This is a genomic window from Litorilinea aerophila (assembly GCF_006569185.2).
In the GTDB taxonomy this organism is placed as follows: domain Bacteria; phylum Chloroflexota; class Anaerolineae; order Caldilineales; family Caldilineaceae; genus Litorilinea; species Litorilinea aerophila.
In genome coordinates this window covers 181,283-201,572 of sequence record NZ_VIGC02000005.1, presented here as the reverse complement: position 1 = coordinate 201,572, position 20,290 = coordinate 181,283, and the positions used below count along the sequence as shown (strand labels likewise).

Annotated in this window: 14 protein-coding genes and 1 tRNA gene; 6 read left to right on the top strand and 9 right to left on the bottom strand. The window is 66.1% G+C overall.

The window, feature by feature from the left end:
- Window positions 1-166: 166 nt before the first annotated feature.
- The 3 genes from FKZ61_RS05300 to FKZ61_RS05290 all read right to left on the bottom strand — a co-directional run bounded on the left by FKZ61_RS05300 (window position 167) and on the right by FKZ61_RS05290 (window position 3,534).
- On the bottom strand, window positions 167-427 hold the full coding sequence (locus FKZ61_RS05300; RefSeq protein ID WP_141609027.1) for an SWIM zinc finger family protein: 261 nt from the start codon (window positions 425-427) through the stop codon (window positions 167-169).
- Between the two features lie 458 nt (window positions 428-885).
- Complete coding sequence (locus tag FKZ61_RS05295; protein ID WP_170199295.1) at window positions 886-1,902, bottom strand: SIS domain-containing protein; 1,017 nt, start codon at window positions 1,900-1,902, stop codon at window positions 886-888.
- A gap of 300 nt (window positions 1,903-2,202) precedes the next feature.
- Complete coding sequence (locus tag FKZ61_RS05290; RefSeq protein ID WP_141609025.1) at window positions 2,203-3,534, bottom strand: hypothetical protein; 1,332 nt, start codon at window positions 3,532-3,534, stop codon at window positions 2,203-2,205.
- Between the two features lie 260 nt (window positions 3,535-3,794).
- Between FKZ61_RS05290 and FKZ61_RS05285 the strand changes: the two genes are divergently transcribed.
- From FKZ61_RS05285 to FKZ61_RS05265, 3 genes are all read left to right on the top strand, one after another.
- The gene (locus FKZ61_RS05285; protein WP_141609024.1) at window positions 3,795-7,001 is read left to right on the top strand and encodes an SH3 domain-containing protein; all 3,207 of its coding nucleotides are present in this window, start codon (window positions 3,795-3,797) and stop codon (window positions 6,999-7,001) included.
- 314 nt (window positions 7,002-7,315) lie between these two features.
- The gene (locus FKZ61_RS05270) at window positions 7,316-9,103 is read left to right on the top strand and encodes an SH3 domain-containing protein (RefSeq protein WP_170199293.1); all 1,788 of its coding nucleotides are present in this window, start codon (window positions 7,316-7,318) and stop codon (window positions 9,101-9,103) included.
- Window positions 9,104-9,245: 142 nt separating this feature from the next.
- Window positions 9,246-10,895, top strand: coding sequence for an SH3 domain-containing protein (locus FKZ61_RS05265; RefSeq protein WP_170199291.1), 1,650 nt, complete (start codon window positions 9,246-9,248; stop codon window positions 10,893-10,895).
- A 132-nt stretch (window positions 10,896-11,027) separates the two neighbouring features.
- Here FKZ61_RS05265 and FKZ61_RS05260 read toward each other — a convergent pair whose 3' ends face one another.
- Window positions 11,028-11,243 (bottom strand): hypothetical protein, encoded by a 216-nt coding sequence (locus FKZ61_RS05260; protein WP_141609021.1) that lies wholly within the window; start codon window positions 11,241-11,243, stop codon window positions 11,028-11,030.
- A gap of 106 nt (window positions 11,244-11,349) precedes the next feature.
- Here FKZ61_RS05260 and FKZ61_RS05255 point away from each other — a divergent pair.
- A tRNA-Val gene (locus FKZ61_RS05255) sits at window positions 11,350-11,423 on the top strand.
- A gap of 150 nt (window positions 11,424-11,573) precedes the next feature.
- Here FKZ61_RS05255 and FKZ61_RS05250 read toward each other — a convergent pair.
- The 5 genes from FKZ61_RS05250 to FKZ61_RS05230 form a co-directional block, all read right to left on the bottom strand.
- Window positions 11,574-13,724 (bottom strand): heavy metal translocating P-type ATPase, encoded by a 2,151-nt coding sequence (locus FKZ61_RS05250; protein ID WP_407659855.1) that lies wholly within the window; start codon window positions 13,722-13,724, stop codon window positions 11,574-11,576.
- 36 nt (window positions 13,725-13,760) lie between these two features.
- Window positions 13,761-14,723 (bottom strand): sensor histidine kinase, encoded by a 963-nt coding sequence (locus FKZ61_RS05245; protein ID WP_407659858.1) that lies wholly within the window; start codon window positions 14,721-14,723, stop codon window positions 13,761-13,763.
- 461 nt (window positions 14,724-15,184) lie between these two features.
- Window positions 15,185-15,907 carry a response regulator transcription factor gene (locus tag FKZ61_RS05240; RefSeq protein WP_141609018.1) on the bottom strand — a complete coding sequence of 241 codons (723 nt, stop codon included), beginning with the start codon at window positions 15,905-15,907 and terminating at the stop codon, window positions 15,185-15,187.
- Entirely contained in the window at window positions 15,882-17,144 is a 1,263-nt protein-coding gene (locus FKZ61_RS05235) for a sigma-54-dependent transcriptional regulator (RefSeq protein WP_141609017.1), read from the bottom strand. Before FKZ61_RS05235 ends, FKZ61_RS05240 begins: the two co-directional genes overlap by 26 nt.
- 100 nt (window positions 17,145-17,244) lie before the next feature.
- Entirely contained in the window at window positions 17,245-18,402 is a 1,158-nt protein-coding gene (locus FKZ61_RS05230; protein ID WP_141609016.1) for an ATP-binding protein, read from the bottom strand.
- A gap of 578 nt (window positions 18,403-18,980) precedes the next feature.
- On the opposite strand from FKZ61_RS05230, the gene FKZ61_RS05225 reads away from it, so the two are divergent.
- Window positions 18,981-19,460: a c-type cytochrome gene (locus FKZ61_RS05225; RefSeq protein WP_211358422.1), complete on the top strand. Its 480-nt coding sequence runs from the start codon at window positions 18,981-18,983 to the stop codon at window positions 19,458-19,460.
- A gap of 57 nt (window positions 19,461-19,517) precedes the next feature.
- Window positions 19,518-20,072: a c-type cytochrome gene (locus FKZ61_RS05220; RefSeq protein WP_141609015.1), complete on the top strand. Its 555-nt coding sequence runs from the start codon at window positions 19,518-19,520 to the stop codon at window positions 20,070-20,072.
- The last annotated feature ends 218 nt before the right edge of the window (window positions 20,073-20,290 follow it).

Sequence of the window (20,290 nt, the reverse complement as noted above, 5' to 3'; positions counted from 1 at the left end):
AGCCATGGCGGGAGGCGGGGGGATTGGGGAATTAGGGGATTGGGTGGGGAGAGAGGTGGGATCGAAAAGCCGGATACGAGTGCGCTGGCCTCGTATCCGGCCTCTCCATCGGATGGAGCAACGACGACGGCGATCTGGGTCAGGGCAGGCCCGCTCCCGAAAGGAGTTACTCTACCTGGGGCGTGTGTACGGTGGCCGTCTCCACCGAATCGCCCAGGATCTCCTCCATGGCCATGATGTGGGCGCAGACCCCGCGAAGCTGGAAGTCCTCACAGTCACAGCGCCAGTTGCCTTCGTCGTAGGTGATCACATGGTTGGCGTGCTCGCCGTGAAGTTCTACCTCAAAGCTGTGGACACGGATGCGGCGGTCCCGCTCTTGAGCATACTGGCGAGCCTTGATGATTCTGCTGGCAATTGAATCCATCATTGTTCGATCCTTTCTTGTGGAGAATGAACTGTCTGTACTGTCTTTCTGCAACGGCCTTCGGGACGGTCTATGGATGTCGGACGGGCCCTGGTTCCATCCAGGGCTGTCTGTCTGGCAAAGGGACGGGTAAAGAAAAACGCCCAGGCAGTATGGTACCTGGGCGCTTCAATGTCGTTCTTGAGTTGTCCCACAACACTCTGGCGTTTTGGAGAACACCGGCATTGGCCTTTCTGCTCAAGCCTTTCCTCCCATGTGGGGGAGAAATGGCCGTCTGCTCGATCCACTTACCAAACACCAATACCAGGAGAAAATGGGCAGCCTCGTGATTTCCGCTTTCACAGATAGTTATTTAACAGATAGTTAACATGAAGTTAACTCCAGTATAGCCCGCTTTGAGAGTCATGTCAAACCCAATTTTTAGACCATTAAACGACGATTTCCCGACGGCGCGATGGGATTCAGATCTCGTTTCCAGGCGGCTCCAGAAGCTGAAGCGGCACCCGATCCGCCGGGTCCACGTTGGCCAGGATGGCGGCGTAGAGGGCCACCCATTCGCCCAGGGCCAACAGATGGACCATGGCCGCAGGCAGGGGGAGATCCGCCGGCGCAGAGACGACCCGGGCAGTGAAACGCCGGCGCCGAAAGATGTAGTCCAGGGTCTCGGCCGACCCTGAAGGAGAAGCAGGGCCATGTTGCAGGCGGACCAGGCTGACCGTATTGGGCCAGTAGCGGGGCAGCCGGGCCATGACGTGCATGCGCGCCATCTCCCCGCTGGACGCGCCCAGGGCCATGGCCTCGGCATACCACTGGTACCGCAGCGCCCAGTCCACCGCCACGCCAGCCAGGGGTCCCTCCCCCCAGAACAGAGGCACCCGCTCGTGGAGGTGCCAGGCCAGCTGCTTGGCCGGGTTGTCCCGCAGGGGAACGTCTGGGGCACAGTGGGCCGGCCAGAGCTGACTTCCCGGGAACGAAAGCAGGGCTTCCAGCGTTGTTTCGTCAATCTTCGCATCCACTGGGCCGGCCAGCCGGCGCAGGAGGCCCAGCAGGACCAGGAAGGTCTGGGCGGGATGATGTTCGGCGCTGATCCACGCCGTCAGATCCACCAGGGTGCCCTGGCCCGGCCCACCCTGGGTCAGGGCACCCTGGCCGGAGCCCGGCAGGGCCGACAAGAACAGGGCACCCCGGGGCAGAGAATCCAGGGGAAGGTCCGGCTGCCAGAGCCACAGGGGTTGGCCGAAGTGGTGGGAAAGGAGCGAGACGAGGGCCCGGCCAATGCCGCTCAACTCGGCGGGCAGGGCCAAGACCACCAGCGGCGCACTGCCGGCCGCGTAGGACGGCTCCAGCCGGTCGGCGGCCTGGGCCACCGCCGTTGCAATGGCGTCGACACGAAGGTCATGCTGGCCGGCCCGCTCCAACAGCCGGGTACGATCATAGCGCTGGAGGTGGGTCAGGTCGTCCAGTTCGTATTCATGCATGGCGCTTCCGCCTTCCATTCAGAATGGAGATACCATGAACGCTGTACACCCGGATGGGCAAAATCAAAATTTAGGCCGCAGATGATGCACGCAGGCTTCCGCACGCAGATTTCTTCGCGTCTTTGCGCCCTGGTGTCCTTGCGTTCCTCCCCGATGGTTGGCCATGTGCGGCGGCATCCCATCTGGGTCGGCATCTGAGGGTGCCGACTCCGCTTTGTGAGGGTGGCCCATGTGTGGCGGAAGCACCCTCCGATGCGGTGTCATCCGTGGAATCTGTGGTTCCTGCAGGCGAGTCAGGATTCAGGGCGCAGGCTGGATGCGAAAACCAGGGGGCACGGCGGCGGGTTCATAGCGCAGGGGCAAAGCCAACGGCGCCTGGGTCTGGGCCAGCTCCTGTTGAACGGCCTCCAGGCGCTGGCTGAGCTCCACCGGCGACGCGGCCGGGTAGAGGCCCATCTGCTGCTGCAACGCCAGCCAGCGCAACAGGTCAGCCCGCAGCAGGGCCCGCTCCACCGGATCGGCCTGGCTGCCGGCCAGCGCCTCCCCGACGGCGGCCAGGTTGGCCGTGACATTGGCCAGTTCCTGGAGCAGCAGGTCGGCGCGAGCCTGCCATTCAGGCACCAGCGCCAGGCCGAAGCCTTCCCGGGCCACCTGCAGCTTGAGGGCCACCCACCGGCGCTGCTCCAGGAGCAGGCTGAGCTGCTGGGGCAAGGGCAGGCCAGCCGCCAACGCCTGGTTGACAGCGGCGTTGCGTACCTGATCTTCAGCCAGGAGGGCAGCGGCCAGGGCCTGGCGCTCCGGCTCGATGTCCACACCGCCGGTCAGGAGCAGCCGATCGGCCAGGATGCGGGCCGCCTGGGTGCGGGCCTGGAACGCGGCCATCACCGTTGGATCCAGCGCCAGGGGCTCTGCCAGGTCATGCCAGCGGCCGTCCCATGGCCGCCCCGTCGGCTGGAGGTAGGGGTTGCGGATCAGCTCGCCCACCTCCTGGAGTAGGGCGTTATCGGCCAGCGCCCGGGCTACCGGCTGGATCCCCTCGAAGATCTGGCTGCGCTGGGCCGGCAGCAGCTCCGGCGTCTGGCGGCCCAGGCGCACGGCCTGCCGGGCGGCATCCCGGGCCGCCTCTGTCTGGTCGGCCTGCAGGAAGCCACTGGCACACTGGAGGAGCGCCTGCCCCCGTTCCATGGGGCTCAGGGGCGCGTCCAACAGGGCCACCGTTTGGGCCAGGCCGTAGATCTGGGCCGCGCGCAGGGGTTCGTCCAGGGCGTGGTACCGGCGGGCCAGGAGCAGCAACAGGCCCAGCCGCTGGGTGGCCGGCAGGTGGGGGGCGAACAGCAACATGGCGTGGGCCGTCCCTGCCTCCCCGGCGTTGAGGGCCTGGTAGACCAGGGCATCCACCGGGTCGCCGGCCAGCTCCATGAGCGCCAGGGCCGGGGTGACCCGGGCAGGGTCCAGGGTCTCCAGGGGTGGAGCGTCCAATGCCGGCCTTTGGGCCGTGCGCAGGAGGATCAAAGCTGCCAGCGCGCCCATGCCGATGAGCAGACAGCCGAGGAATGCGGCCAGCAGAAACCGTTCTAACCAGCGTCGTGAGCGTGTGGGAGCAGCCTCCTGCTCCATGTATTCCAGTTCCATGGTGCCCAGTATAGCATGGCTCCGGATGGTCCGGCGAAATGATGAATGCAAAATCCAGGGGTGCCGTCCCCCGGGCGCCGCCGTGGCTTTGCAGGATTTTTGGACCGCAATCCAGCTATGCTAAGATTAGGATTCGTCTACGCGCCTTTCCGTTGGACAGGGCAACCCAGGCCAGATCGCTGCCGGGCACCAACCAACAGCCTGGTACGCCCAAACAGATGGCGGTGGAACTTTAGACTTTTATCAAGGAGTTTAATCCGATGCAAAACACCCGGTTTGAGCCTCGTCTTGAATCGCGACCGTCGATCTGGTCTAGCATTGGGCGGGTGCTGGAAGGGCCGGCTGCCTGGCTGCTCACCTTTGTGGTCATTCCAGCCCTGGTGATCGCCGCCCTGCTGCTGCCGCCCATTAGCCTGATGAGCCGGCTCCAGGCCTTCACCTATACCCGCATCGGCGTGGCCGGCGGCGCCATTCGGGATCCCGATGGTACCATCGTCAACTTCCCGGCCGAAGGCATTCAACGTGGCTTTTTGGCCACCATCGAAAGCACGCCTCGCGCAGAATTCATCGAAGGGCAGGCAGGCCGAGAGCTGTACGAAGCCGCCCGCGACCTGCCCGATTATCTGATCCCCAAAAGCCCTTTCTATAAGGTCAAGCTGATCGGCACCGAACCCACCCAGGTTATCCTGGAGATCCCCATCCCCAACGACAGCCTGCCCTACGAGACCCTGGGGGTCTACTCCTACCGGGATGGCCGCTGGTGGCACCTGCCCAATGTGGTCTACCCCGCCGACGACATCATCGAATCTCGCCTGGAGTTCGTCCCACCCAACTTTATGGTCATGCAGACAGTAGCCGTGGTGCCTGCCGTCTCGGTGGACCTGGGGCTGGAAGGCCAGTTGCCCCAGAATGCCATGGTGGCCAACGAGATCAAGGCGGGCCTCTACCTGCGAGGGGATGGTGCGCTGGAGGGTGTGGCCCCGGTGAACACCGGCAACACCCTGCCCGTCATCCGCAACTGGGTGGACGACGTGGTGCGCACCGACCTGATCAACAACCTGCTCCTGGACCCGGGCCTGCAGGATAACCAGCTGGTCGCGGTGGAGCAGACGGTGGTCCAGAACGGCTACCCGGGTGTGGTCATCGACTACCGGGGCGTGGATGCAGTGCCCAGCGCCCGGGCCGACTTTGTCCACCTCATGTCCCGCCTGGCCGAACGGCTCCACGCCAATAACAAGACCCTGGCCGTGCGGGTGGAACGTCCCCGGCAAATTTCTGCCGACACCTGGGACACCACCGGCTACGACTGGGAAGGGCTGGGCCAGGTGGTGGACACCCTCATCATTCCCGCGCCTGTCGACCCCCGGGCGTACGCGCCCAATGGCGAGATGGAAGCCCTGCTGGACTTCGCCACCAGCCGGGTGGAACGCCGCAAGATCCAGTTTGAGCTGACCGCCCAGTCCATCGAGCGCAGCGGCAACTATCTGCTCCTCAAGGGTTACCAGGAGTCGTTGCAGCCCCTGGTGACCCAGATCCAGGCGGAAGTGGGCGACGACGGCAACGTGGTCGTCAGCCTGGACAACCCCCGCATCCAGGAACGGGTGACGTGGGATGACGCCATCGGCATGTACACCTACACCTACGTGGATGACCAGGGCCTGCAGCGCACGGTCTATATCGAGACGGCCAGCAGCCTGGCCCGCAAGCTGACCCTGCTCCAGCGCTTCCACGTCCGGGGCGTCTCGGTGGTGACACCTCCCTCCGGCGATGTGGATCCCAACATCTGGAACGTCCTGCTCCAGTTCCAGCAGGGCACGGACCTGAGCGGCGTGGCCAACCAGATGGCCATCGCCTACACCGTGTACGGACCCGACGGCAACGTGATCGCCCAGGAGCTGCGGCCCCTGGATGACCCCCGCCTGGCCTTCGCCGCCCCGGCCGGTCAGGGCGAGCTACGGGTGGACGCCCAGATCGTGGGCGGCAACGGCCAGCCGCTGACCGCCCTGCAGTCCACCACCCTGGCCCTGGGCGCCCAGGCCGTCGCTGAAGAGGCCCCGGCGGAGGCAGTGGCCGCCGCCGAGGAGGCCCCCGCGGAGGAAGTCGTCGCGGCCAGCGGCGAACCCACCCTGAGCAGCGGCCAGGTGGTGAACGTCCGGGAAGGGCCGAGCACCGCCTACAACGTCCTGGGGCAGATCACCCCGGGCAATACCTACCGCATCAAGGCCCAGAACGAAAACCGGGACTGGTGGCAGATCGACTTCAACGGCCAGGACGGCTGGGTGATCGGCCAGCTGGTCAACACCAGCGGCAACGTGGATGCGGTGGCCGTGACCAGCGACTACCCCGAGCCGCCGGCCCAGCCGGTGGCCGCCGCTGCAGCCCCGGCAGCCGCGCCGGCCGTGGCAGCGCCCGCCCCCACCGGCGGTGGCAGCTTCGGCTATGGCGTCCAGGCCCACATGGTCCACAACGACCAGGCCGGCCAGGTGATGGCCATGACCCGGGACCTGGGCTTCAATTGGGTCAAGCAGCAGGTGGAGTGGAAGGTCTTTGAGCCCAGCCCAGGCCAGCGGGACTTCGGTGCGCTGGACGGCATCGTCAACGCGGCCAACGGCGCGGGCATCAACCTGCTCTTCAGCGTGGTGAACGCCCCCGGCTGGGCCCGGGAACCGGGCTTCGACGCCAGCGTGGGCGGCCCGCCCCAGAATCCCCAGACCTTCGCCGATTTCCTGGGGGCGCTGGCCGGCAAGTACTGCGGCTCTTCGGTGAAGGCCATCGAAGTCTGGAACGAACAGAACCTCCACTACGAGTGGGGCAACCGGCCTCTGAACCCGGCCGACTACGTGGCCCTGCTGGCGCCGTCCTACGCGGCCATCAAGGCGGCCTGCCCGTCCATGTACGTCATCAGCGGCGCGCTCACCCCCGCCGGCGACAACCCGGGCCTGGCCGTGGACGACTTCGCCTACCTGGAGGGCATGTTCCAGGCCGGCCTGAACAATTACATCGACGGCGTGGGCGCCCACCCCAGCGGCTACAACGTCCCCCCCAGCGTCACCTGGGAAGGCGCCTGTGAGGCCATCCAGCGCCACGGCAATAGCTTCAACGGCGCCTGCGACTCGCCCCACCACTCCTGGAGCTTCCGCAGCACCATGGAGGGCTACCGCAATATCATGGTCAAGTATGGCGCCGGCAACAAGAAGATCTGGCCCACCGAGTTCGGTTGGGCCGCGGGCGGGGCCTTCCATCCGGCCTACAAATATGCCGACGACAACGACTTCAACGAACAGGCCCAGTGGACGGTGGAAGCCTTCCAGATGATGAAGAGCTGGGGCTGGGTCGGCCCGGCCTTCCTCTGGAACCTGAACTTCCGGGTGGTGGCCAACGGCACCGAGAAGGCCCAGTGGGGCATTGTCGGTCCCAACTGGGAGCCCCTGCCGGTCTACAACGCGCTGAAGTCCATGCCCAAATAATGGGTCGGCTCGCTGCATGTCCGTGGGGAGCCGTGAGGATCTGGCATCTTATCATCGCGAGGGGTACGGGTTACCCCTCGCGATCTCTTTATGCGCCCGCCCTGTCCACTCCGCCATCGCCATCAACGCCGGCGGGCATTCACTTCCCATCTGCCAGCCTGCAAGAAATCCAGGTAGATAGACTTTAAGGCCCCCCAGGGGCCAACTGTCGTACCCATCTGGCTGCCATGTCCATTGGGAGGAGTGGAATCATGTTGTCATTCAGCAGAAACCGCAGGCAAGGCCCTCGCCCGCTGGGGTGGATCGTAGCCAGCATGGCCTGGCTCGTCCTGGCCGGCAGTTGCACCCAGGCCATGCCCGCCCTACCGGCCGCCGAGGAGCCCACACCCACCCCGGCAGTCACCCTGGCGGTGGTGACCACCGAGGACAGCCGCCTGAATGTGCGCAGCGGTCCCGGCACAGACTTCGCCATCGTGGGGAAACTCGACCCCGGCCGTGTGGTGACCATCACAGGAAGCAGCGAGGACGGCCAGTGGTACCGGGTCCAGGTGGATGAGGTCGACGGGGAGGCCTGGATCGCAGCGGCGTACGCGGCGGTGACCGAGGCCACCCCGGCTGCAACCGAAGAGCCGGCAGCGGCACTCCCCACGCCTACCCCTACCCCTGGCCAGGCCAGCACCCCGGCCCAGCCTGTCGAGGTCAGCCTGCTGCCCACGCCCACCCCTACCCCCCAGCCGACGCCCACTGCGCCGGTGGCCGTGATCCAGCCGGAGCGGATGAACGTCCGCCAGGGGCCGGGCACCAACTACCCGGTGGTCACCACCGTCACCGCGGGTACCTGGCTGCCCATCGTGGCCCTGGGGCCCCAGGGCGAGTGGTACCAGGTCCAGGTGGCCGGCCGGGATGAACCGGCCTGGGTCTACGCCGGGCTGACCCAGGGGCTGGGGCCGCTGGAGACGCTGCCCCGGCTGAGCCCGGAGGAGATCCCACCGGCACCCACACCCACCCCGGCACCGGTGGTGCAGGCGGCCGCCCTGCCCGCTGCCCCGGCGCCAGCCGCCCCCGGCTTCTTCGGCTATGGCGTCCAGGCCCACATGCTGGGCGGCGGCGTGGATGCCGCGCTGGCCGCCACCAGCGACCTGGGCTTCAACTGGATCAAGCAGCAGGTGGAGTGGCGTCTCTTCCAGCCGGAGCCCGGCGCCATCGGTTTCGGGGAGCTCCATGGCATTGTCAACGCGGCCGGCAACCGGGGCATCAACGTGCTCTTCAGCGTGGTCAATGCACCACCCTGGGCCCGGGAACCCGGCTTCGACGCCAGCGTGGGCGGCCCCCCCGCCGATCCCCAGACCCTGGCCAATTTCCTGGGCGCCATGGCTGGGGAGTTCTGCGGCAGCGCACTCAAGGCCATCGAGGTCTGGAACGAGCAGAACCTCCACTACGAGTGGGGCAACAAGCCCCTGAATCCGGCGGAGTATATGAACCTGTTGCGGGCTTCGTACGCCAGCATCAAGGCGGCCTGCCCGTCCATGTACGTCATCAGCGGCGCGCTCACCCCCGCCGGCGACAACCCGCCCTTCGCCATGGACGACTTCGCCTACCTGGAGGGGATGTACCAGCACGGACTGGCCCAGTACAGCGATGGCATCGGCGCCCACCCCAGCGGCTACAACGTCCCCCCCAGCGTCACCTGGCAGGAGGCGTGCGCCGTGATCCAGCAGACGGGCAACAGCTTCAACGGCGCCTGCGACACGCCCCACCACTCCTGGAGCTTCCGCAGCACCATGGAGGGCTACCGCAACATCATGGTCAAGTATGGTGACGCCAACAAGCGCATCTGGCCCACCGAGTTCGGCTGGGCCGCGGGCGGCGCCTTCCACCCGGCCTATGCCTATGCCAACGACAACGACTTCACCGAGCAGGCCCAGTGGACGGTGGAAGCCTTCCAGATGATGAAGAACTGGGGCTGGGTCGGGCCGGCCTTCCTCTGGAACCTGAACTTCCGGGTGGTGGCCGACGGCACCGAAAAGGCCCAGTGGGGCATTGTACGGAACGATTACTCCCCCCTGCCCGTCTATGAGGCGTTGCGGGCCATGCCCAAGTGAGCCACGGAAAGGCTGCGGGCCGCCGAAAGCCGGCGCGAGCCCTGTTCCGTTTCATGGACAGACAATCACGAAACCCAGGAGTCAAACAGGATTCAGGAAAAGGATGAACCAACACCAGCTTAAGCCAACCAAGAGGATTTCGATGAACAGGGGCTATATGTTGTGGGCTATGTTGTGGGCTGTGCTGCTCGTGGCCAGCCTGCTGCTGGCAAGCTGTGGCCGGAGCGAGCCCGAACCCACGCCGACCCCGACCAAGACGCCGGTGGGCGCGGCAGGCCAGGCCCCGCAGCCGGCGACCACGCCATCCCCTGCGACGGACGGAAGCCAGTCTGCTCCCCAACCGGCCAACACCCAGCTGGCTGCCAACCCGGACCCGGCCACCCCCACAGCGGCAGCCGCCGTCTTCGCGGTGGTGGATGCCGACCTCCTCAACGTGCGCAGCGGCCCGGGCACCAATTTCGACGTGGTCACCACCGTGTCCCGGGGCGAACGGTATCAGATCATCGGCCGCAGCCAGGACAATTCCTGGGTACAGCTGGGCAACGAGGGCCGGGAGTTGGGCTGGGTAGCGGCAGACTTCGTGCGGGAGGAACGGGGCGATGGGAGCGGCCAGGTGGCCCAGGCCACGCCTACCCCGGCCACCGGCGGTGGAAGCCAGCCGACGGGCGGGGGCACCTACGCGGCGGCCACCATGTCCAGCCCGGACTTTGGCGCCCAGGCCTTCCTCTGGTGGCGCCCCGAGATCGCCGACCGGGACCTGAAGCTGATGCAGGAGGCCGGTTTTAACTGGGTGAAACAGACCTTCGCCTGGGAGACCATCGAGGGCGCGGGGAAGGGCCAGTTCGATTGGTCCATCGCCGACCGGGTGGTGACCCACGTGAACCAGCACAACCTCAAATTGCTGGCCCGCCTGAGCAGCGATCCGGAAAAGACCAACTTCTGGCCCGGCCAGCCCCCGGGCAACGCAGACCACTTCGCCGACTTCGCCTTCGCCGTGGCCAGCCGCTATAACTGCACGCCCCAGGCCGTGGGCTGCATCCAGGCCTACCAGATCTGGAACGAGCCCAACCTGGCCCGGGAATGGGGCGGCAACCGGCCCAACCCGGCCCAGTACGTGGAGTTCCTGCGCAAGGCCTACGCGGCCATCAAGCGGGCCAACCCCAACGCCATCGTCATCAGCGCGGGGATGGCGCCCACCGGCGACAACAACGCCAACGCCATGCCCGACGACCTTTTCTACGAGTCCATGTACCAGGCCATGGGCGGCAGCAGCAACGGCTACTTCGACATGCTGGGGGTCCACGGGGCCGGCTTCGCCGCGCCGCCAGAGCTGGACCCGGCAGAGGCGGCAGCCAATCCCCAGTACGGCGGCTACCGCTTCTTCGCCTTCCGCCACGTGGAGGACATCCGCAACATCATGGTGCGCTACGGCGACGGCAACAAACGGATCGTCCTGCTGGAGTTCGGCTGGACCTTCGACCGGGTCAACCCCAGCTACAAATGGCATGGCGCCGACGCCGGCATCGACGAATTTGTCCAGGCAGATTACTTGAAGCGGGCCTACCAATACGCCGCGGCCAACTGGCAGCCCTGGATCGGCCTGATGAGCCTGCTGACCATGCCCAACCTGGACTGGCTCAACGACGGCAATCCCCAGGACGAGGAGCAGTACTGGTGGGCCATCCTGGAGCCCAGCCAGATCGACGAGCTGAAGCTGCGCCCGGCGTTTGTGGAGCTCTGCATCTACTTCAACTCCCTCAAGGGGCAGCGCTGTAAGTACGACCCGAACTAAACCAGCGGCCTCTGCCCCGGCCAGGGAGGGACCGGCAGACAACATCAGGGGGAGGCGTGCGCCTCCCCCTGATTCTTGCATGGGTGTTGTGGGCGATGGGTGGACGAGCAGCTGCCTGCGTGCCCGCCCCGCTTAGCTGCCGCTGGTAACGCCGAAAAAGAGCTGAATGACCTCTTCCCCCAACGCAGCGATGAAGTCAATCCAGTCGCCATTCTGATTGAAGGCGGAAAGATCCAGATCCTGGGGCCGGATCTGCCAGTGGGCGGTGGCATACCAGGCGCCCAACAGTCCCATGCCCAGGACCAGGATCAGATAAAGGCGCAGCCAGCGGCGATGGGGACGTACCATGATGAAATCCTCAGACGCATCTGCCATAACTTCAAAACAACCCGGGCGCGAACTTGCGTTGTCGCCCAAATATGATATACTGGCTTCAGTCATTCAGGAAATCTACGGGTGAATAGCTCAGCTGGTTAGAGCGCACGGTTCACATCCGTGAGGTCGGGGGTTCGAGTCCCTCTTCGCCCACAGGCTGCAGGCCCTCTTTCAGGGCCTGCAGTTTTTTGATTGCCCCATGGCTGGCTCGACTACAGAAACCATCGAGTTTTACAGATGAACACAGATGGTAACTGTTCATCCCCTAGCCCCCTTCCCCCTGCTTCCGCCGGGGGTGAATGCCTACGCCGCCAGCGCGGCCCGGCGCAGGAGCTGGGCGTTGATGGCCACGATGATGGTGCTCAGGGACATGAGCACCGCACCCACCGCCGGCGAGATGGCCGGGATGCCCATGGGCACCAACACGCCCGCCGCCAGGGGAATGGCCACGATGTTGTAGCCCGCCGCCCACCACAGATTCTGGACCATCTTGCCATAGGTGGCCCGGCTCAGGCGGATGACCTTCACCACATCCCGCGGGTCGTTGCGGACCAGCACAATATCTGCTGACTCCACCGCTACGTCCGTGCCGCTGCCGATGGCAATGCCCACGTCCGCCCGGGTCAGGGCCGGCGCGTCATTGACGCCATCGCCCACCATGGCCACCTTCTTGCCCTGACGCTGCAACTCGGCCACCTTCTGGTCCTTGTGCTCCGGCAGAACCTGGGCAAAGTAGGTGTCGATGTCCAGCTCGGCAGCCACCGCCCTGGCCACCGCTTCGCTGTCGCCGGTGAGCATGGCCACCTCCAGCCCCATGGACTGCAACTGGCGCACCGCCTCGTAGCTCACTTCCCGGATCACGTCGGCCAGGGCCAGCGCGGCCACCGGCTCCTTCTCCACGACGAGGAAGATCACGCTCTGGCCCTTCTCGGCTGCCCGCTCTTCAAAGGCGGCCAGCGCCTCCGGCAGACGGACTTCCAGCATCTCCAACAGGCGAGGACCGCCCACATGAACGACCTTCCCCTGGTGCCGGGCCCGCACACCCCGCCCCTGGATGGCCTCGAAGTCACTGACCTGGGGCAGTGAGAGTCCCTTCTCCTCCGCGCTGCGGCGGATGCCCTGGGCGATGGTATGCTCCGAGTCCCCTTCCACCGCCGCGGTCAGGGCCAGCGCATCCTCTGTTTCCCAGCCCTCCACCGTGGCCAGATCCACCACGCCAAACTTCCCCTCGGTTAACGTGCCGGTCTTGTCAAAGATGACGGTGTCCAGCTCTCGGGCGGCCTCCAGGGCCAGGCGGTTGCGCACCAGGATGCCGTTATTGGCAGCCAGGGCCGTGCTGATGGCCACCACCAGAGGGACAGCCAGCCCCAGGGCATGGGGGCAGGCGATGACCAGCACGGTGGCCACCCGCTCCACCACCTCCACCTGGAAGCCCTGGGCCACGCTCCAGGCCACCGCGGTGATCAGCGCCGCGGCCAGGGCAATGTAGAAGAGCCAGCCGGCCGCGCGGTCGGCCAACACCTGGGTTTTGGACTTGCTCTGTTGGGCCTCCTCCACCAACCGCATGATCCCGGCCAGCGCAGTCTGGTCGCCGGTGGCGGTGACCCGCACCCGCAAACTGCCATCGCCGTTGATGGTCCCCGCAATGACCCGGTCCCCTTCGCCTTTCTCCACCGGCCGGGATTCGCCGGTAATCATGGCTTCGTTGACCGCGGAACGCCCTTCCACCACCTCGCCGTCGGCGGGGATGCTCTCGCCGGGCCGCACCAGCACCAGGTCTCCCTCCCGGAGCTGGCTGACCGGGACCGTCTCGGTGCTGCCGTCCTCCCGCAGGCGTTCCGCGGTGTCCGGCATGAGCCGGGCCAGCTCGTCCAGCGCGCCGGAAGCCTGGCGCACGCTGCGCATCTCCAGCCAGTGGCCCAGGAGCATGATGTCGATCAGGGTGACCAGTTCCCAGAAGAAGCTGGCCGTGCCGGGCAGGAAGAGCGCGGCCAGGCTGTAGACAAAGGCTACGGTGATGGCCAGGGAGATCAGGGTCATCATGCCCGGCTGGCGGTTGCGCAGCTCGGGGATGGCCATATCGATGAAAGGCCAGCCGCCATAGAAGAAGATGACGATGGCGAAGAGGGGGCCGATCCACTGGCTGCCGGGGAAGGTCGGTACGGTAAAGCCCAGCCAGCTCTGCAACATCTCGCTGTAGAGCAGCACAGGGATGGAGAGCACCAACGACACCCAGAACTTACGGCGAAACATCTGCTCGTGGCCGGTGTGGTCGACGCCGTGGCCCCCATGCCCATCTCCGTGGCCGGCGTGTTCATCCCCATGGTCGCCGTGGGCCATGGCCGGCGCCTGGCCATCCGCCTGGTCGTGGGCGTGGGCGGCGTGATGGGCATGCGCTTCCTGTTTCTGTGCGGTTTGCGGCATAGTTTCCTCGTGTCCATGTTCAGAAGTCATAGCGATGAGCTCCTCTCCGTCATTGTCCATCTGGCGTCAATCCGACCTGGGAGGTGGGCGCCGGGGCAACACCACCGAAACCCGGGTGCCCCGAGCCTGTCCGGGGGGCGGACTTTCGGCCCAGATGCGCCCGCCGTGGGCGGCTACAAACTGGCGGGCGATGGCCAGCCCCAACCCGCTCCCGCCCCGCTGACGACTGCGGGAGGGATCCCCCCGATAAAAACGGTCGAAAATGTGGGGCAGGTCCGCCGGGGCGATGCCCTCGCCGTCGTCCTGGACGTACATGCGAACGCCGTCGGGGTCGGGTTGCAGGGCCACGGTGACGTGTCCCCCAGGCGGGGTGTGGCGCAGGGCATTGGTGAGCAGGTTGCCCAGCACCTGGCCCAGCCGCTTTTCATCTCCCTGCACGGGCGGCAGGGGTTCAGAGATGTCCAGAGCCAGGGCAATGCCCTTCTGTTGAGCCTGGGGCTGATGGAGCGCCACCTGGCGAGTCGCCAGCCCGGCCAGATCCAGGGCGGTAATTTCCAGAGTCAACTGGCCTGCCTCCGCGTGGGCCAGGGTGCGCAGCTCCTCCACCAGGCGGTTGAGCAGCTCGATCTGTTGGTGAATACTGGCCAGGTTCTCCGGCGTGGGCGGGAAGACGCCGTCCTGCATGGCCTCCACCATGCCCTGGATGCCCGCCATGGGCGTCCGCAGCTCATGGGCCACATCGGCCATGAGGTTGCGCCGCAGCTGCTCCTGCTCTTCCAGCGCGGCGGCCATCTGGTTGAAGGTGTGGGCCAACTGCCCCAGTTCATCCTGCCCCTGGACAGGCACCCGCACATCCAGCCGCCCCTGGGCAATGGCCCGGGAAGCCCGGTGCAGTGCGGAAAGGGGGCGGGTGATCTGGCGGATGAGGAGGGCTGCCAGGGCCAGGGCCACCAGACCGGCCACCAGGCCGGCTGTCAACACCGCCCGGGTCACGCTGATGACCAGCTGCTGCTCTCCGCCGCTTTCCATGGTCATGAACGGCCCCTGGACGACCACCGTCCCCACCCGGCGGCCCTCCACCATCACGGGCCATCCCTGTTCCATCGCCCCGCTCAAACCGGGTGCGGGCTCTCCCGATTGCGCCAGGAGTTGCCCCTGGGCATCCAGCAGGGTCACCTGGCTGTTGAAGAGCCCCATCATTTCACCCATCATGCGGCCCATGGAGCCGGCCGGAGAAGCCTGGGCCACCAGCCCGGGGAGGGCATCCGCCACCCCGTCCCAGCCACCGTGTTTCCGGTAGTAGTCGGCCAGGAGATTCCGCAACAAGTCAGGTTGGACCATATACGGCCCGACCATGACGTGGGAAATCTGGGTGGCAGTGCCCTGCCGGGCCAACACCACGGTCACCACGATGCCCACGGCAATGACAGCGGCGAAAGCCAGGGTCAACCGCAACCAGAGGGGTGCACTCCAGCGGCTGGTGGACGGCTTCATGGGGAGCCCTCTGCAGCTTGCGGCACAAAACGGTAGCCTACCCCGTGGACGGTTTCGATATACCGCTCGCGATCGGTATCGTCCAGCTTCTGGCGGATGTTCTTCACATGGGCGTCGATGGTCCGCTCATACGGGCTCACATCGCCCACAGCGTCCCGCTGGGTCACATCCAGCAGCTCACTGCGGGTGAAAGGACGGCCGGGGTGACGCATGAAATGGGCCAGCAGGTCGAACTCGGTGCGGGTCAGGTCGACGGGCTTCCCGGCCAGGGTGACGGTCCGGTAGACCGGGTCCAGACGCAGCGCGCCGGCCACCAGGGGCTGGGCCTGGCCGGACTGGCCTTCCAGGCGTCGGAGGGCAGCGCGGATGCGGGCCACCAGTTCCCGGGGGCTGAAGGGCTTGGTCACGTAGTCGTCTGCGCCCAGTTCCAGGCCCACCACCCGGTCGGTCTCCTCCACCCGGGCGGTGAGCATGATGATGTAGATGCCGGCCAGGGCCGGATCTGGGCTGGCCCGCAGGCGGCGGGTCAGCTCCCAGCCATCCAGTTCCGGCAGCATCAGGTCCAGGACCACCAGGTGGGGTTTTTCCTGTTGGACCAGGGCCAGCCCGGTGCGGCCGTCCCCGGCAGTCAGAACCCGGTAGCCGGCTTGCTTCAGATATCCTTCCAGGACGTGGCGTATCTGGGCGTCGTCCTCAACGATCAGTAGGGTCTTCGTCATCCTGGATCCCGTATTTGTGCATGCGATAGATGAGGGTGGCCCGGGTCAGCCCCAGCAGGCGGGCAGCCTGGGACTTGTTGCCGCCGGCCAGGGCCAGGGCCTGTCGGATAAGTCCCTGCTCTACTTCCTCCAGGTCCACGCCCTGGGGCGGCAGCAGGTAGGGGCCGGCCGGCAGGGAGGCCCCGCGGAGATGATCGGGGAGATGATGGGGCAAGACCGGTCCATCGCCGGCTGCCCTGGCGGCCTGGGTCACCACCCGCTGGAACTCCGCCACGTTGCCCGGCCAGCCGTATGCCCGCAGAATGGCCTCGGCCTCCTGGGACCAGCGACTCTGGGGCGCAAAATGGGCCAGAAGGAGGGGCAGGTCGGCCAGCCGCTCCCGCAGAGGAGGCAACTGCACCGTGAGCAACGCCGGCAGACGGCTGGACCAGACGTCCGGCAGGCACTGGGCCGTGAGCAGCAGCCGCAGGCCATGGGGATGGTCTGCATCCCGGAGGAAACTTTGAAGGTGGGGCCAGACCGCTTCCATGAGCTCGTCGGGGACGGCGTCCACGTTGGCCAGGAGCAAGGAGCCGCCCAGGGCTTCCTGCCAGCGCCCCTTCTCTGTGGGCGGCAATTCCTGGCGCAACAGGGCCGACGAGAGGCTGGCCCCATCCAGCACCACCAGCCGGCCCTGTCGAGTGGCGGCCGTCTGGTGGTGGATGAGGGTGGCCAGGTGTCGACGTCCGCTGCCGGCCTCACCGCTCACCAGGACAGGGTAGAGATGTTCACAGGCGGAGCGAGCCTGGGCCAGGGGACGCTCCAGGGCCGGATCGGCGCCGATGAAGAGGTCGAAGGAGGGTCCATCCGTCCGGGCAGTCGGCTCCCCAGGGCGCTGTTGCATGAGATATTCGTTGATCTTGGCCAGCACCGTCTCCAGGTCAAAGGGTTTGCGCAGGTAGTCGGTGGCGCCATGCTGCATGGCCGCCACGGCGGTGGGCACGGTGGCGTAGGCGGTGAGCAGCAGCACTGGCACCGACTGGGTCCGCCGGCGGATCTCCCGCAGGACGGCCAGGCCATCCATCCCCGGCATCTTCAAATCCAGCAGGATCAGGTCCACGGGGTGGAGGGCCAGGAGCTGGAGTCCCTGCTCGCCTCGGCCGGCCGTCAGCACATCGTAGCCGGCCTTCTTGAGGGCCCGTTCCAGGACCCAGCGCATGTTCTCTTCGTCGTCAATCACCAGGACAGTTCGGGCCATGTTATAACGCTCTCCCTGCGGCAGCGGTCAGGTGGTCCGGGGCACTGGTACAGTCGGGCGGAAATACCACGGCGGAAATTCCGGGTGCCCTCTGGGCGCACTACCTCTGGTGGAAACCATCGGCGAATTTCTGCCGGGATTTACTGGATGTGGAATGGGTTCTCCCCGGGTCCAGGGGTAGCAAGAGGGTAAAGGTGGTCCCCTGGCCGGGCGTGGAATCCACGGTGATGCGGCCGCCGTGGTTGGCCACAATGCGCTGGACGACGCTCAGCCCCAGGCCGGTACCCGTGTCCTTGGTGGTGTAGAAGGGGTCGAAGATACGGACCCGGTCGGGCGGGGCGATGCCCGGGCCGTTGTCGATCACCTCGAGGGCCAGCCACGCCTCGCCCTCGAGGGAGGCGCGCAGCTGAATCTCGCCGGGGCCGTCCAGGGCCTGGATGGCATTGACGCACAAATTCATCAGCGCCTGCTCCATCTGTTCCCCATCCAGCCACGCTGTGGACACCCCGGCCGCCACGTGGATGCGACAGGCGATGGCATAGCGCTCCAGCAAGGGGCGCAGCCGGCCAGCCACCCGTTCCAGCAGAGCAGCCACAGGGGTAGGCGCTCGCTGCAGGCGACTTTCCCCGGCATAGTTGAGCAGCTCCTGGATAAAGCGCTCGATGCGGTCGGCCTCCTTTTGGATAATGGCCAGAGACTCGGCTGCCTCTGGTCCGCATTCCATGGCCAGCAGTTGGGCGGTGGCCCGGATGATGCCCAGGGGATTGCGGATCTCGTGGGCCAGCCCGCCAGCCAGGGTCCCCAGCGCGCTCAGGTGCTCGGCCCGCCGGAGTTCCTCGCCCTGGGCCTCCAGGCGCTGGAGGGTGGCGGCCAGGCGCCGGGCTGTGGCCTGTTCCTGCTGCTGGCTCCGGTGCAGCCGCTCCACGGTGATGCCGGTGATGGCCGCAACGGCACAAAAGACCACCACCACCAGCAGGTCATTGAGGCTGTCCTCGGGGAAATCCCCCCATTTGAAGAAAATGTGGGGCGCAAAAAAGAGGCTGGCCGCCAGCGCGGTGTACACGCCACCCCAGAAGCCAAAGCGCAGGGCGGCATAGACAATGGGCAGAAAGTAAAAATAGCGGTAGACCGCGTGTAGTTCCCGCAGCCCTGGGGTGGTGGCGTAATGGAGCACGGTGACCAGCGCAATGCCCGACACCACCAGCAGGAGGCTCCCCCAGGACGTCGGCAGGCGACTGGACCAGCGATTCCTGAACATAATTGAATCCTACCACGGGCCAATGGGCCGACACAACCCAAAGCAGTGGGCTTACCCAAGCAGACAGGCAACATCCCCGGGGTAGAGCCCTGCCCTGTCGCAAATGCGCTACCCCTGTCGGATTTGCGCGAGTGGGCGCCATGGATCTCCCCATCGCGCCAGCCATTTCGCCTCGGGATTGCAAAAGGCTGGCCGACTCCGCTATGCTCTAATCGCGACAGCGGGTCCACAGATTGCGCGGAAGAGACAGACTTTTCTGCCTATCCGTGGCTCCACTGGTTCGTCAGCGGGCGGGAACGGGGAGCCACCCCTACGGGACATCGCCGCCTCGTTGTAGGCGGCAGGGGCGAATCATGATTCGCCCCTACATACGGCGCATCCATCGCCCTCCCTTCACCCGCCGGGATGTGGCGACAACGGGCGGCTGGGTGCCGCCCCTACGGCAAACCGGTACCCTTTCGCGATTGGCGCCAGCGGGCGGATCTCCGGCCCGCCGTGGGTGGCTGTGAAATCTGGGGATCGGATCTACAAGATAGTGGAATGTTCTTTCCGCCAAAACAAAAATGGGAAACGAGCGTATGGAAATTCAGTTGCGCCAAGTGATGGGGATACCGTGGCAGACTTCGGCCGGCCGCCTGCTGCCGGTATGGATGGCCGTGGGGCTGGCGGCGGTGTTGTTGAGCGCCTGTGGGGGCCAGACGCCTCGCCAGGCTTCTGCCGATGCCACGGCCCCAGACGGCGAGGCCCTCTACCTGGAGTACTGTGCATCCTGCCATGGGGAACGGGGCGAAGGGCAGCCCAACTGGCGGGAACCCAACGCCCAGGGCGTCTACCCGGCGCCACCCCACGACAGCAGCGGCCACACCTGGCACCACCCGGACGAGCTGCTGCTCCAGATCATCGCCCAGGGCGGCGGCATGCCCAACAGCGCCATGCCCGCCTTCGGCGACCGGCTAAGCCGGGCTGAAATGGAAGCCATTTTAGAGCACATCAAGGGCTTTTGGGGCCCCCAGGAGCGGGCCTTCCAACAGGAGGTCACCCGACAGCAAGGCGGGTAAAACGATGGGTGAATTGGCCCTTTCTCTACAGGAGACAAACCTCACAGGAGACATGTCATGAACAGAAGATGGCTGCTTGTTGCCACGCTGGCGGGCCTGATGCTCTTGGGCGGCTGCATGGGCATCTCGCCCATGGGGCCGGCTGGAGCGGAGCACGGCCCCATGATGGGGAATGGGGGGATGATGGGCGGGGGCATGATGAATCCACAGGCCCCGACCGGAGGGAGCGACGCCCATACAGAAGGGGACGAACATGCCCAGACCAGCCCTGAGGGCCTCAGCGCCGCCCACAACGTTCCTCCCGAGGCCGCCGCGGTGGAGAACCCCATCCCGGCCAGCCAGGAGTCGGTAGCCATGGGCGCCCGCCTCTACGCCCAAAATTGCCAGGCGTGCCATGGCCCCCAGGGCAAAGGCGATGGTCCGGCCGGCATGGCCCTCAATCCCCGGCCGGCGGACCTGACCGCGGAGCACGTCCAGGCCAATACCGACGGCGCGCTCTTCTACATCATCACCCACGGCGTACCAGGGACGGCCATGCCCGGCTGGTCCCAGCTCTCTGAGGAGGATCGCTGGCACCTGGTCAACTACCTGCGCAGCCTGGCGTCCCACTAGTACAATCTGGCGCAAATACCACGGCAGAAATTCCGGGTGCCCTCTGGGCGCACTCCCTCTGGTGGAAACTATTGGCGAACTTCTGCCGGGATTTACGAATGCCAGCCACGAACGCCAACTGAAAAGCGCCCGGGTTCGGTACCCGGGCGCTTTGTTCTTGGAGGGATTGCACACTGCCATTTTCTGTTATTTTTCAGTGCCCCTGCTCCGACTCGAAC